The sequence below is a fragment of the Aeromicrobium sp. REDSEA-S38_B2 genome (genome assembly GCF_001628525.1).
GTDB lineage: Bacteria > Actinomycetota > Actinomycetes > Propionibacteriales > Nocardioidaceae > Aeromicrobium > Aeromicrobium erythreum.
This window is the reverse complement of the sequence record NZ_LUNH01000065.1, coordinates 1-14,135: the sequence shown is the minus strand read 5'-3', so window position 1 is coordinate 14,135 and position 14,135 is coordinate 1. Positions and strand designations below refer to the sequence as shown.

Here is a 14,135-nt window from a genome sequence, read left to right as displayed (position 1 = left end):
GTCATGCACCTGACAACTTCCGCCCACATCGGTCGTGAAGCTCCGGACGGTCATCGCGCCGCGTCGGCAACGGCGCTTGTCACGTCCGTGACAACTTCCGGCCACTCACGCGTGCGCACCGTCCCTGACCGTTGACGCGTGCGGTTCGGATTGAGACGGTGCTCACATGCCGCGGCCTTCACGTGCCGGGGCGAGACGCCTTCGCGTTCTTGCCACCGCCATTCCCCTCGTTCTGAGCGCGCTTGCTCTCGTCGGCGCGTCGACCCCCTCGGCGGGAGCAGCGGACGGTCCGGTTCCGGGCTTGCCCTTCATCCCTTGCCCGAGCATCGGCGCGGAGTATCCGGAGGGGACGCTCAACAGCTGTGAGTCACTGCCGGATCCTGATCGCTACGCCACGAACGGCTCTTGGCTGAACTTCCCTCAAGTTGGCCGCGCCGGCTCACCGAAGACCAAGCAGTGGGCCCAGGTCCCGCTCTCGATGATGTCGACCTCCGTGATCTTCACCTACAAGAACTGGCCAGACGGGGCCGCCGGGGAGAAGACTGGTACGGAGTTCTGGTACGACACGCAGGCTTTCTTCGTGTCACCCTCCGGCTCCCCAGCCCCCTACGGATATTCCGCACCGATACATGTCCGGACTCTCGCATTCGGGTCCGTCCCGGCCGAGATCACGCTCCAAGTTCGCCAGGAGCGTCGTGCCGACGGCGTGCCCGAACCACTGAGGTTTCGACCTCACGACTACACCCTGAGCAGGGGGGGGAACGACACGACCTCGGTCGTGGAATCAGCATCGCTCGAGGCAAGGGTGAGCATCGGAGTGACCCGCCTCAAGGTCGACGGGGTGGACGTCCAACTAGGCCCTCGTTGCAGCACCGGATCCCTCGGAGCCGTGAATCTCAGCAGCCGACGTCTCGCGGTCGACTCCGATCCCACACTCGTCAACCCGCAGCGGAACATGGAAGACGTGGTGTTCGATCCAGAGATCTACCAGTACGGCATCAACGGTGGGACCTTGCAGGGCACGATCGACATCCCGGCTTTCGTCGGCTGCACCACTGCTTCCGGCGACGACGTGTCCCCGCTCCTGACGGCCGCCGTCTCGGAGGACGGCGCTCCGTTGTCGATCCGCATCGGAGCGACCAACTGCCAGATCTACGACGAGAAGTTCGACGCCCGGCCGATCCCTACGGGCGTGACCCGCCCCGACGATCCCCGAGCTGGGTGCTTCGACTCCACCCACCCGAACCCGAAGATCGTGACCGTACCGAAGCCTTTCCCCATCCCGGACGAGGCTCCGCGCACCGCCCGTCGCTGAGGGGGCCGGGGCCGTCCCGGGGTCTCACCGGGAGACGAGAACGCCGAACGCGGAACCTTGCGAAGCCGAAGTGCGCCAGTGGACGGGGCCGCTGGGGAACGGGTGCGCGAGAGATCTTGAGCACCGCTGGCCCGGGGCGACCTTCAGTCTGCGCGCTGCGCCGGCACTCTCACCTGACCGTGACCACCCCGTCCGGCGAGGCGAGGTCGAAGGTGACCTTCCAGTCGACCGCCCCACCGTCGCGGATCTGCCCCAGGCATCCGACGACACCGCTCTGACGCAGGCGCCCAGAGCGTCCTGTCTCGACGACCTCGAGACGCTGTGTCGCCTCGTGGAACCGCACACGAGCCTCGCCGACGACCGAGAACCTGCAGGCCGCGTTCGCCTGGTCGATCCGCACGTGCCGCAGCACGCCGTCGACGACGTCGGCACCACCTCCGGTCGCGGGCCCCGTGAGGTCGAGCTGCCACGTGCCGACGTGGACATGGCTGATGACGCTCAGCGGGCCGCTGCACCCGGTGCTCGACCCGCCTGGCACGACGGCGAACGCACTGGAGCTCGCGCCCGACCGGACCGTCAGGTCGAGCCGGGTGCTGGAGCACCCGGTGCTCAGGGAGGAACCACTCTGCGTCTCGTACACCCACTGTGGCGACGCGATGCTCGACGCGGTGACAGGGTGGTCGGACCCTGAGTCGCTTCCTCCCACGGCTACCTCATGGCTCCCGGCCGAGGCAGGAGCGGCGACGCACACCGACGCCACCGGCACGGCCACTCACAGCAACCCTCTCGTGTGAAGGTGACAAGTCCTCACGAAGGCAGGGGGCGGCGGACCGTCCGGCCCACCAACCCCACCCCAGCGTCCTACGTCAGCCCACCCGGTGCCGCGGGCGGCGACGGGAGCGGTAGCCGATCGCCCCCGCGCCGACCAGCAGCAGGGCAGCGCCGAGACCGACGAGCTGCGCGTCGACCGAGGTGCCCGTGTCCGGGAGGCTCGCCGCGCCACCAGCGCCCACTCCACCTGCGCCCGAGCCACCGGCGGAGTCGACCACCGTGATCGCCTGCCACGCGAGCAGCGCGCCCGACGCGGCGTCGTACACCGCGATCCGGTGTCGTCCGAGGTCGACGCCCTGCGGGATCCGCACCCGCACCGTGCCGTCGGCCGCCACCGTGTGGGTGCCGAGGTTGGTGGGGGTCGAGAACAGCATCACGACGACCTTGTCGCCGGCGCGCTTGGGACTCAGCTGGAGCGTGAGCACGTCGCCGCGCTCCACCGTCGTCGAGCCCTTCACGATGTCCGTCGACGGCTGTCCGGCCGCCGGGGGCTTCGGGTCGGTGCCACCGCCCGGCGGAGTCGTCGGCGGCGTGGTGGGTGGGGTCGACGAATCGGCCGCAGCCACCTTCCGGCTCGAGGCGTCCGACGACTTCTGCTCGTCGATGCCGTCGACCGAGCGGCTGGCCGTGGCACGGAACGTGATCACCGCGCCCTCGAGCTCGGCGGTGAGCGGCAGCTTCAGTCCGCCCTGGTCGAGCTTCTGCCCGTCGGCCCACCAGGAGCCGTCGACCGTCAGCTCACCACCGGTGAACGTCGCGGGGGTGGCCGTCAGCGTCTTGCCGACCTTGGCCGTGCCCGACAGCCTCGTCGCGGTCTTCACGGCCACCTGCGCGAGCACCGGGCCGACCTGGCCCTCGCTCACCGACTCCGCCGTGGCGTCGTCCTCGGCGCGCTCGGCGACGCTGACGTACCGGATCGAGGCGCCGACGTGCTCGGACGTGAGCGTGAGGGTGGCGCCGGTCGCCGCGGTGCGCCTGCCGTCGACCATCCAGTAGCTGGTCACGCCGGCCTCGGGATCGCTGAACGTGGCCGGCGACCCGGTCACCGTCTGGCCGACGATCCGCTTGCCCTCGACGGTGGCGGGCTTCGTGACCGTCAGGTCGACCGGCTTGGCGCGCACGGTGCGCGGCTCCGACGTCGCCTGCGCGAGGTTGGCGCCCGGCTCGGTCGCGCCGTCGCGCGACACCGTCTGGCGGACCGTGACCGGCTTCCCGACGAGCGCGTCGGTGAGCACCAGGGTCTTCTCGGTCGCACCGTCGATCGGCTGACCGTCGGCGAACCACTGGAACGCGACCATCGCGTCGTCGTCGCTCGACGGGGCGGGCGAGGCGGTGAGCGTCTTGCCGACCACGGCGTCGCCCTCGATGACGGGCAGGCCCGTGATCGTGAGCGCGGCCTTCGTGACCGGGCCGATGCCCGTGAAGTCGAAGGAGTACGCCGGGAACGCCTCACCCGGACGGATCGCCTCGGCGCTGTAGTAGATCGTCGAGCCGACGTCGTCCTTGGTCAGCGTGTAGGTGTCTCCCTCACCGACCACGGTCACGAAGTCGCGGTACCACTTGTGCGAGACGGTCACGTCGGGCGAGTCGTCGTTGAACACCGCAGGCTTCGCGACCTTCAACGTCGCACCCACCTCAGGCGTCCCCTCGACCGTCGGCGGAGAGACCTCGGCCAGCTTCACCCGGACGGTCAACGGATCCGAGACCGACTCCACCTCCACGTCGTCGGCGAAGTAGCCCACCGTCACGAACCGGACCTTCTTGCCCACCATGTCCTCGGTCAGCAACAGCTCCTTCGCATCCGGCGTCCCCTGACCCGCGACCTTCTCCTCATCGACCAACCAGTACGCCTCACGATCCTCAGGCTCCTCCGAGAAGCTCGCGAACGTCCCCTTCACCGACACGTCCGGCGCACCGAACCCCTCGATCGCCGACCCCCTCACCACGCTCGGGCCCTCGGCCTTCACCACGCTGATCGTCGAGGAGTCCGAGACCAGGGGGTCGCCGGCGTCCGGGAACGCCGCGCTGGTGCGGAAGGCGATCGTGCTGCCCACCTGGGCGGAGGTCACCGCGAACGTCGGCTGGTCCTGCGTGCCGGCGACCGGCTTGCCGTCCACGAGCCACTGGGTGGTCACGTCGTCGGAGGCCGGGTCGAAGGTCGCAGCCTTGCCCGTGAGCGTGTCACCGGGACGCGCGGCGCCGTTGGTGGCACCGGAGACCTGGGACGGCGCCGTGACCTTCGGGCCCTCGGGTGCCGCCGTGTCCGCGACGATGACCGCGCTGTGCCCGGACGCCGTGCCGACGGACACGAGGCTCGCCCCCGACAGTCGCGTCGGGAGCTTGCGCAGCTCGATCATGACGCCGGTGTCGGGGCTCCAGCCGTCGAACTCCCCGTCGCGCGTGAGGTACTGGCCGGCACCGGTGTCGGCGACGGCGACGTGCGCGAGCGGCTTGGCCAGCAGCGCCGGAGTGGCACCGCCGCGTCGCACGGGACGGGTCGGGGCCAGCTGGTCGTTGATCCCGAGGTCGAGGAAGGCGCCCGACGTCGTCAGCGCGGTGGCCGTCGTCAGGCTCGCCACCTGCTTGCCCTGGGTCACCGGGTTCTCCGACGCCGTGACGGGTGCGGTCGAGCTGGACGGTGCCCACTGCAGCACCTTCTGGTCCTTCGTCAGCACGCGGACGATCGGTCCGGCCGCACCGGACAGGAAGCCGCCCCGGACCTCGGTGACCTCGGGCAGGTCGGCGGGCACGCTCCACCGCACCCCGCTGCGGCCGAATGCCTCGACCGAACCGTCCTCGCAACGCACCACCGCGAAGTCGACGGTGCCGCCGACCGAGAGCTGGGTCGCTGGGCACAGGTCAGCGGGCGGCTGCGGTGCGGGCTGGTCGCCCCCGAACCGGTTCCACGTCGTCACGTCGCCGCTCGCCGTCACGACGCCGAGGACCGGCCCGCTGACGTCGACGTCACGGACCGTCGACCCGTCGAGACCGGCAGGCACCTGCAGGTTCGACGACCCGTAGAAGTGCACCTCCTGACGGTCCGTCAGCGCCACGACGTTGTCCACGTTCGTGACGGGCAGGACCTCGGTGAAGCGCTGGCCCGACGGCGCGGGGATGTCGGCGCGCTGGACGACGCTGCTTCCCCCTTCGGAGTCAGCCACCGCCGACCAGTGCGCGATCCGGTCGCCGCTGGTCGGCAGCGCCGCCTGGCTGGGGGCCGCCACGACCACCAGGCCGGCCACCGCCACCACACCTGCAGCGACCGCGGCGGTCGTCCGTCGAGATCCGAGCCTCATGGGTGTCCTTCCGTACCGACATCGGGGGGCACGACGTCCCTGGGTGCGGGACGGCGCGGACGCAGCACAGTGCGCTGGGTCACATGTCTGGCCAGACCGTGTCGTACGCGGCGGGTCGGCGTCGCGCGTTCGGAGCCGGCAGTCGCAAATCGGCGCGGTTCTTGTCACCCGCATGACAAGAACCGGGTGGGCAACGCTCGGCCGGTCGCCGCCGACGCGCGTCGTGAGGCACAGTCCTCGACGGGGGCGCGGTCCGGAGTGGACCGTCCGAGCGACGACAGGAGGGCACGGCCCTGCGCACCACGTCCGACCCCGGCCCGACCGCGTCGCAGCGTCGGCGCATCGTTGACGTGCGCCCGATGGCGGGGTAGAACTCGGTGCAGCCACACGAGTCATCGGAACGGGGAGCCGACGATGGGACCTGGATCGCACGGATCCGCGCCATGACGCTGTCCGCGGACCGCCCCACGTCCGACCTCGTCGCCTCCCACGCCCGGCGCCTGCGTCGCGAGGTGCCCGAGCTGGCCGCCTCGATCGTCGACGCCGTCTGCGCGCGCATCGCCTACTACGGCGAGTCGCCCCGCCACCCGATCGTGGTCGAGGCGGTCACCACCGCGCTGCACCGCTTCCTCGACGAGCTCGACGGCGCACCCCACCGCGACCGCGGTCTCGACGAGATGTTCCGCTCGGTCGGTCGCTGCGAGGCGCGCGCGAGCCGATCCCTCGACGACTTCCACCTGGCGCTCGGCACCGGCACGCGCACGGCGTGGTCACGGTTCCAGCACCTGACCGTCGACGGCACGACGCCTGCGGTCGTCTCCGACGGCCTGCTCGCGTTCGTCGACCACCTCGTCGCGCAGGTGGAGGCCGGACACACCGAGACCGTGCGTCAGCGCGAGGCCGACCCGAACCGCGCCCGCGCCGTGCTCGCCGAGCAGCTCCTCACCGGCACGGCCGAGCCGGGCAGCGACACGGTCTGGCGGATCCCGTCCTCGATCGTGCTCGCCGTGGCCGAGCTCGGGGGCGAACGCCGCGACCTCGGCGCCCTCTCGCGCGACGCCCTGCTGGTCGGCCACGACGACACCGTCGTGGTCATGGTCGACGCCGCGAGCCGCGACTGCATGACGACGGCGCTCGTCGACGCGGGCGTGCCTCGCGCCGCCGTGGGCTGGGCCGTCGAGCCCGCCGACGTGCCCTCGGCGTTCCGCTGGGCGCGGCGGGCGCTCGAGCTGGTGCGTCGCGGGGTCATCCCCGACGCGCAGGTGGTCGACTGTCGGGCGCACCGCACGCAGATCTGGCTGCACGCCGAGCCGACGCTCCGCCAGCAGCTCGGGCAGGAGCTGCTCAGCCCGCTGCTGGCCGAGACCCCGAACTCGCGCGAGATCCTGTCCGAGACGCTGCTCGTCTGGCTCGAGACCCGCGACAGCGCCCCGGCGATCGCCGCGCGCCTCGGGGTGCATCCGCAGACGGTCCGCTACCGCTGGAAGCGCATCAACGAGCTGTTCGGCGAGGCGATGCACGACACCGAGTTCCTCGTGCAGCTGACGATGCTGCTCAAGGCGAGCGTGCCGCTCTGGAAGGCCGGCGACCAGAGCGACTTCGAACGCTTCCGGGCGGAGGACGCCCCGTGACCGCGGCACACGCAGCCACCGGCCTCTCCTCACGCGGCCCACACCGGTGCCTCGCGCTCACCTTCGTCCTCGGGGCGCTGCTCACCGCGTCGACCGTCAGCGTGTCGATGGTGCCCGACCTGCACTTCGACGGCTGGCGCTGGGTGCTGGCCGGTGTCGCCGTCCTCGCCGCCGCGCTGGCCGTGCCGGTGCACCGCGAGGCGGCGGCCGAGCTGGCCCGCCGACGCCTCGGTCCCGGCGTGCTCGGCAGCCTCGGCCTCGTCGTCGCCCTCGCCGCCACCGTCGTCGAGACGTTCGTCGACGCCACCCCGACGATGGCCGTCGCCGTCGTCGCGTCGGCGGCCCTGCTCAGCGTCGTGCTCCGCTGGCGCGGGCAGCAGAGCCTCGTCGACCTGCCCAGCGCGGTCACCGTCGTGGTCACCGTCGGCGCCGTCGCGGCCGGCGCGGGATGGGGCGTCGCCGACAGCCCCGAGCGCGGGCTCCTGGTCGCGGCCGCGGTGCTGGTCGCCGCCGGACCGGCCGCCGCGCTCAGTGCCGGACCCGCTGCCCTGCGGTCTGCACGGGCCGGCGTCGCCCGCCGCGACATCGGGCTGCCGAGCCCGACCGCCGTCGCCGAGGTCGCTGCCGCCGACGTCGTCCTGCTCGACAAGGACGGCACCGTCACCACCGGGGGCCTCCGGGTCACGTCGGTCGACCCCGTCGAGCCCGACCACGACCGCAACCTGCGCTGGTTCGCCGGCGCCCTGCAGCACGAGCGCGACGACCGGGTCGCCCGGGCGATCTCCCGACTCTCCGGCCGCGGCCGGGTCACCGAGGTGCAGAGCCATGGCGACGCGGGCGTCTCAGGTCGGGTCGACCGGCACCCGGTGCGCGTCGGCGACCCGACGTGGCTCGGTCTCGAGCCACGACCCGGCACCTGGACGACCCTCGCCGTCGAGGTCGACGCGCGCGTGCTCGGCACGCTCACCGTCGGCGACGACGTCCGCCCCGACGCCGCCGAGGGCGTGCAGGCCCTGCGCGACCTCGGCCTCGACGTCGCCCTCCGCTCCTCCGACACCGACGCCCGCACCCGCGAGGTCGGGCTCCAGGTGGGCGTCGTCGACGCTGCGGGCGACGTCGACGCGGCCGGGCAGGAGGCCGACGTCGAGACCCGCTCCCGTGAGGGCCAGCGGGTGCTGCACGTCGCGCCGTCGACGACGCTGGCCGACGACCTCGGTCTGCCCGACCTCGACGTGCTGCGGGTCGCCACCGCGCTGCGCGCGTCCCGCTCCGCCGTCAGGGCGGCGCGACGTGGGCTCGTCGTGGCGCTGACGTGCAGCGCGGTCGCGGGCGCCCTCGCCGCCGGGGGCCTGCTGGGTCCCGGTCTCGCGAGCGTCGCGGCCGGGCTCTCCGCGGGCGTCACGGCCCTGTCGTCGGGGTCTCGTACGGTCTCCTGACTTGTCACCCGCGTGACAAATTTCCGCCCGGTTCGGGTCGGTCGGACGAAGTGCGTTGACTCGACCCTGCGGCCCCTGTGACCGTGCACCCATGACGACGACGGGAGAGGTGCACCCATCCCTCCCGCACCACCCGTCGAACTCCCTCCCTGACGGGGCGGGGTTGCGTGGCCAGGTCGAGAGACTCGTGCGCGACTCCGTCCCGAACGGAGCGGTCGTCAGCGCTCGGCTCGCCGGCGCGTGCGTCGACGCGTTCCTCGCGCACGACGGCGACCCCCGGACCGCCGCACAGGCGGTGGCCGCCGAGTGCACGCACTTCGGCGAGCTGCAGACCGTGCACGGGCTGACCGACGACGACCTCACGGTCGCGCTGCGCGCCATCGGGCGGGGCCTGCGCCGCCACGTCATGCCGGTGCTGCTGCACCAGCTCGACCAGCTCGACTCCGAGGCGTTGTCGCGGTCGGTGCAGGAGTACCTGATGCGCATCCTCGGGCACATCCGCCAAGGCATGCAGACGATGCAGCGCTTCCACGCGCTCGCGCCGGAGCGGCGTCGTCACGCCCTGTCCCGCGCCGCGTTCGGCGCGGGAGACGTCCGGACCCTGCGTGGCTTCGCCCTGGCCTGCGGCCTCGACCCAGCCGTCCGCCTCACGCCGGTCGTGGCGACCGACCCCGACGCGGCCCTCGACCCCGCCCTGCGCGAGCACGAGGACGTCCTCGCAGGGACGGCACCCGGCGAGAGCGCCGTGCCCGCCACATGGACCAACGACCAGGTGCGCCGACGCAGCGGGGTCGACGTCGCGCGCGGGCCCGTCGTACCCCTCGTCGAGCTACCCGAGGCCGCCCGCCTGACCCGCACGACCGCCGCCGTCGCCGTCCCGGGCGCGCCGGTCACGCAGACCCGCGACGTCCTGACGCAGGTGATGGTGCACGGCTCGCCCCTGCTCGCCGACCTGCTCACCGGCTCACGTCTCGGACCGTTCCTCGAGCTGCCTGCGGTGCGCCGCGCAGCCCTGGGGCGCACCGTCCTGGACTGGCTGGGGCACGGCACGCCCGTCAACGTGCTCGCCCGCCAGACGGGCACGCCTGCGCAGACCATCCACACGCGTCTCGCCACCGCGAAGCGCATGCTCGACGACCCGTTGACCGACCCCGACCGCCGCCTCGAGCTGCTCGTCGCCCTGCGCCTCGCCGTCCCGGGCTGGGAGGCGGAGGTCCAGAGCGCCTAGCCTCAGCGGCTGGGGCGGCGCCAGACGGTGAGCTGGGTCTGCTGCGCCAGCACCGGCAGGTTCTGCACCGTGCCGAGCGCGTGGTGCGCGGCCGCGAGCTCCGTCTGGAGCTCGGCGACCTTCTGCTGGAGGGCCAGCACCTGGTTCTCGAGCGCGATCACGCGCTTCACGCCCTCGAGGCCCAGGCCCTCGGCGGTGAGACGCGCGACGGTGCGCAGGAGCTCGACGTCGCGCAGCGAGTAGCGACGACCGCCGCCGCCGGTGCGACCGGCCTCGACGATGCCGAGCCGGTCGTAGGTGCGCAACGTCTGCGGGTGCAGCCCCGACAGCTCGGCCGCGACGCTGATGACGAACACCTTCGCGTCGGGACCCGGCGGGGTGAAGGGCATGTCGGTCATGCCGTCCCGACCTCCTCGAACAGGCCGTCACGCGGGGTGGCGGCGCCGCGCGCCTGACGCAGGGCCTCGACCGCCGCGCGCTGGGCGTCGTCGAGGTCGGTGGGTACCTGCACCTCCACGGTGACCAGCAGGTCGCCGCGGGTGCCGGCCTTCGTGGCCGCGCCCTTGCCCTTGGCGCGGAACGTCCGGCCCGACGGTGTGCCCGCCGGGACCTTCAGCCGCACCGGGGGGCCGTCGAGCGTCGGCACGCTGATCTGCGCGCCGAGGGCGGCCTCGTCGAACGCGACGGGCACCGTGATGGTCAGGTGGTCGCCCTTGCGGCCGAACATCGTGTGCGGCTCGACGTGGACGAGCAGGAACAGGTCGCCGTCGGGCGCACCGCCCTCGCCTCGTCCGCCCTTGCCCTTGAGCCGGATCTTCTGGCCGTCCTTCACCCCGGCCGGCACCCGCACCTGCAGGGTGCGGCTCGACGGGGCACGGCCCGTGCCGCGGCAGGTGGCGCACTCGTGCTCCACGACCAGGCCGCGACCGCGGCACTGCGAGCACGGCTCGGTCATCGCGAAGACACCACCGGACGCGCTCGTCTGCATGCCGCTGCCCTGGCACTTCGTGCACACCTTCGGCACCGTGCCGGGCTTCGCGCCCGTGCCGTGGCAGGTCGGGCAGGCCTCGTCGCTCGTCATCCGCAGCGGGAGGGTCGCGCCCTCGACCGCCTGCTGGAACGTGATCGTCGCCTCGGTCTCGATGTCGTCACCGCGACGTCCCTGCGGCGGGCGACGACGTCCGCCGCGACCCCCGCCGCCGAAGATGCCACCGAGCAGGTCGCTCAGGTCGAAGTCCGTGGCGTTCTGACCGCCGTAGCCGCCGCCGGGCTGGCCGAAGCCACCACCGCCGAAACCACCCTTGAACTGCCCGAACAGCGTCCGCTGCTCGTCGTACTGCTTGCGCTTCTCGGGGCTCGACAGGACGGCGTACGCCTCGGAGACCTCCTTGAAGCGCTCCTCCGCGGCCTTGTTCCCCGGGTTGGAGTCGGGGTGGTTCTCCCGCGCGAGCCTGCGGTAGGACTTCTTGATCTCGTCGGTCGACGCGTCCTTGGACACGCCCAGCGTCTTGTAGAAGTCCTTGCTCGCCCAGTCACTCGGGTTGCTCACGGCTCACCCCTTCCTCTCGTGTCGCGATGGTCTCTGGTGGTGCGGGCGGGGCGGCGACCGTGGTCGCCGCCCCACCGCCGCTCACTCGTCGTCGGAGGTCTCGGCCGACGTGGCCGGCGCGTCGCCCTCGGCGGGCTCGACGACCCCGACCTGCGCGTGCCGCAGGACCTCGTCGCCGACCTTGTAGCCGGTGCGCACGACCGGGCCGACCGACGTGACGCTCACCTCGGCGGACTCGCCCGCCGCGAACAGCGCCTCGTGCAGCCGGGGGTCGAAGGGGTCGCCCTCGGCACCGAACGCCTCCAGCTTGTGCGCCTTGAGCGCCTGCGTGAGCGCGTCGGCGACGGCCTTGAAGCCGCCCGAGAGCTCACCGTGCTGCTCCGCGCGGCCGATGTCGTCGAGCACCGTCAGCAGCGAGCGCAGCACCGCGGCCTCGCCCTGCTGGCGAGCCTGCGCGCGGTCGCGCTCGACCCGCTTGCGGTAGTTGACGTACTCGGCCTGCAGCCGCTGCAGGTCGGCGGTGCGCTCCGCGAGCTGCTGCTCGGCGGTCGGTTCGGTCGGCGCGTCGTCGGACGCAACCTCCTCGACGACCTCCTCCTCGCCCGTCGGCACCTCCACGGCCTCGTCGGCCACTCCCTCCCCGGCGGTCTCCGGGTCGGGAGTGGTGCCCTCGGGCTCGGACGTCACTTCTTCTCCTCGTCGTCGACGATCTCGGCGTCGACGACGTCGTCGTCGGAGTCGGTCGACTCACCGGCGGGAGCGTCGGTCCCAGCAGCCTGCTGCTCGGCGGCGGCCGCGGCGTACATCGCCTCGCCCATCTTCGAGCTCGACTCGCCGAGCTTGGTGACGGCTGCCTGGACGGCGTCGTTGTCGTCGCCCTCGAGCGCCGACTTCAGCGCGTCGACGTCGGCCTGGACCTGCGACTTCACGTCGTCGCCCACCTTGTCGCCGTTCTCGGCGATGAACTTCTCGGTGGTGTGGACGAGCGCCTCGGCCTGGTTGCGGGTCTCGACGGCCTCGCGACGCTTGCGGTCCTCCTCGGCGTACTGCTCGGCGTCCTTGACCATCTTGTCGATGTCGTCCTTCGACAGCGCGCTGCCGCCGGTGATCGTCATCGACTGCTCCTTGCCGGTGCCACGGTCCTTCGCGGACACGTTCACGATGCCGTTGGCGTCGATGTCGAACGTGACCTCGATCTGCGGCACGCCGCGAGGCGCCGGCGGCAGGCCCGTGAGCTCGAAGGTGGCCAGCAGCTGGTTGCCCGCGGCCATCTCGCGCTCGCCCTGGTAGACCTGGATCGCCACGGACGGCTGGTTGTCGTCGGCGGTCGTGAAGACCTCGCTGCGCTTGGTCGGGATCGTCGTGTTGCGCTCGATGAGCTTCGTCATGACGCCGCCCTTGGTCTCGATGCCGAGGCTCAGCGGGGTGACGTCGAGCAGGAGCACGTCCTTGACCTCGCCCTTGAGCACGCCGGCCTGGAGCGCGGCGCCCACGGCGACGACCTCGTCGGGGTTGACGCCCTTGTTGGGCTCCTTGCCACCGGTGAGGCTCTTGACGAGCTCGCTCACGGCGGGCATGCGGGTGGAGCCACCCACGAGCACGACGTGGTCGATCGAGGAGATCGAGACGCCGGCGTCCTTGAGCACGGCCTGGAACGGGGCCTTGGTGCGCTCGAGGAGGTCGGAGGTCATCCGCTGGAACTCACCGCGGGTCAGCCGCTCCTCGAAGTGCAGCGGGCCGGACTCGCCGTGGGTGATGTAGGGCAGGTGGATCGTGGTCTCGCTGGAGGAGGACAGCTCGATCTTCGCCTTCTCCGCGGCCTCCTGGAGGCGCTGCTTGGCGATCTTGTCGGCGGCGAGGTCGACGCCGTTGTTGTCCTTGAACTTCTTGACCATCCACTCGACGATCCGGGCGTCCCAGTCGTCACCACCGAGGTGGTTGTCACCGGAGGTCGCCTTGACCTCCACGACGCCCTCGCCGACCTCGAGCAGGGAAACGTCGAAGGTGCCGCCACCGAGGTCGAAGACCAGGATGGTCTGGTCCTCGCCCTTGTCCAGGCCGTAGGCGAGAGCCGCGGCGGTGGGCTCGTTGACGATGCGCGAGACGTTGAGGCCCGCGATCTCACCGGCCTCCTTGGTGGCCTGGCGCTGGGCGTCGGAGAAGTACGCCGGGACGGTGATGACCGCGTCGGTCACGGTCTCGCCGAGGTAGGACTCGGCGTCGCGCTTGAGCTTCTGCAGGATGAACGCCGAGATCTGCTGCGGCGTGAAGTCCTTGTCGTCGATCGACTGCTTCCAGTCGGTGCCCATGTGGCGCTTGACGGACTTGATGGTCCGGTCGACGTTGGTGACGGCCTGCCGCTTGGCGACCTCACCGACGAGGACCTCGCCGTTCTTGGCGAAGGCGACGACGGACGGGGTCGTCCGCGCGCCCTCGGCGTTCGCGATGACGGTGGGCTCGCCACCCTCGAGGACGGACACGACGGAGTTGGTCGTACCCAGGTCGATGCCGACGGCACGGGCCATGGTTGCTACCTCCACGATGAGTTGGTGCTGGGGAAGATCCGGGGATTCGGAGCCAGTGTGCGCCGCTCCCGATCTCGAGGCAAGTTACTTGAGTGGGAGTGGCTCAACTTTCTTCACTGGTCTCAATGCATTGGCGCTCGAGTTCATTCCCGTGATCGGGTGCCGACATGGGAGAGCTCCTGTTGCGACGGCTGACCGTCGACGACGAGTCGGCCGCCCGCGCCGCGCACGAGGAGCTCGCGGCCGACGACTTCGCCTTCCTGCTGGCCCAGCGCCGGGAGGAGGGGGCGCCGCCGGAGACCTGGGCGGAGTACGTCGCCCGCC

10 protein-coding genes are annotated in these 14,135 nt (G+C 71.8%); 4 read left to right on the top strand and 6 right to left on the bottom strand.

From position 1 onward, the window contains the following. Positions 1-301: 301 nt before the first annotated feature. The gene (locus A6Q81_RS13040; RefSeq protein WP_286690720.1) at positions 302-1,315 is read left to right on the top strand and encodes a hypothetical protein; all 1,014 of its coding nucleotides are present in this window, start codon (positions 302-304) and stop codon (positions 1,313-1,315) included. 169 nt (positions 1,316-1,484) lie between these two features. On the opposite strand, the gene A6Q81_RS13035 is transcribed toward A6Q81_RS13040, so the two are convergent. Both A6Q81_RS13035 and A6Q81_RS13030 read right to left on the bottom strand, forming a co-directional pair. After that, positions 1,485-2,021, bottom strand: a complete 537-nt coding sequence (locus tag A6Q81_RS13035) for a hypothetical protein (protein ID WP_286690719.1) — start codon at positions 2,019-2,021, stop codon at positions 1,485-1,487. A gap of 160 nt (positions 2,022-2,181) precedes the next feature. Further along, entirely contained in the window at positions 2,182-5,442 is a 3,261-nt protein-coding gene (locus A6Q81_RS13030) for an LPXTG cell wall anchor domain-containing protein (protein WP_286690718.1), read from the bottom strand. A gap of 443 nt (positions 5,443-5,885) precedes the next feature. Between A6Q81_RS13030 and A6Q81_RS13025 the strand changes: the two genes are divergently transcribed. The 3 genes from A6Q81_RS13025 to A6Q81_RS13015 all read left to right on the top strand — a co-directional run bounded on the left by A6Q81_RS13025 (position 5,886) and on the right by A6Q81_RS13015 (position 9,737). Then, positions 5,886-7,073: a PucR family transcriptional regulator gene (locus A6Q81_RS13025; protein ID WP_253024239.1), complete on the top strand. Its 1,188-nt coding sequence runs from the start codon at positions 5,886-5,888 to the stop codon at positions 7,071-7,073. Further along, positions 7,070-8,509 (top strand): HAD family hydrolase, encoded by a 1,440-nt coding sequence (locus A6Q81_RS13020; RefSeq protein WP_286690717.1) that lies wholly within the window; start codon positions 7,070-7,072, stop codon positions 8,507-8,509. Before A6Q81_RS13025 ends, A6Q81_RS13020 begins: the two co-directional genes overlap by 4 nt. Positions 8,510-8,600: 91 nt before the next feature. Beyond that, entirely contained in the window at positions 8,601-9,737 is a 1,137-nt protein-coding gene (locus tag A6Q81_RS13015; protein WP_286690716.1) for a helix-turn-helix domain-containing protein, read from the top strand. Between the two features lie 2 nt (positions 9,738-9,739). On the opposite strand, the gene A6Q81_RS13010 is transcribed toward A6Q81_RS13015, so the two are convergent. The 4 genes from A6Q81_RS13010 to dnaK all read right to left on the bottom strand — a co-directional run bounded on the left by A6Q81_RS13010 (position 9,740) and on the right by dnaK (position 13,811). Continuing rightward, complete coding sequence (locus tag A6Q81_RS13010; RefSeq protein ID WP_067853467.1) at positions 9,740-10,135, bottom strand: heat shock protein transcriptional repressor HspR; 396 nt, start codon at positions 10,133-10,135, stop codon at positions 9,740-9,742. After that, entirely contained in the window at positions 10,132-11,286 is a 1,155-nt protein-coding gene (dnaJ, locus tag A6Q81_RS13005) for a molecular chaperone DnaJ (protein WP_286690715.1), read from the bottom strand. Before dnaJ ends, A6Q81_RS13010 begins: the two co-directional genes overlap by 4 nt. A gap of 81 nt (positions 11,287-11,367) precedes the next feature. Continuing rightward, positions 11,368-11,973: a nucleotide exchange factor GrpE gene (locus A6Q81_RS13000; RefSeq protein WP_286690714.1), complete on the bottom strand. Its 606-nt coding sequence runs from the start codon at positions 11,971-11,973 to the stop codon at positions 11,368-11,370. Continuing rightward, positions 11,970-13,811, bottom strand: a complete 1,842-nt coding sequence (dnaK, locus tag A6Q81_RS12995; protein ID WP_286690713.1) for a molecular chaperone DnaK — start codon at positions 13,809-13,811, stop codon at positions 11,970-11,972. Before dnaK ends, A6Q81_RS13000 begins: the two co-directional genes overlap by 4 nt. Positions 13,812-14,135 lie beyond the last annotated feature (324 nt).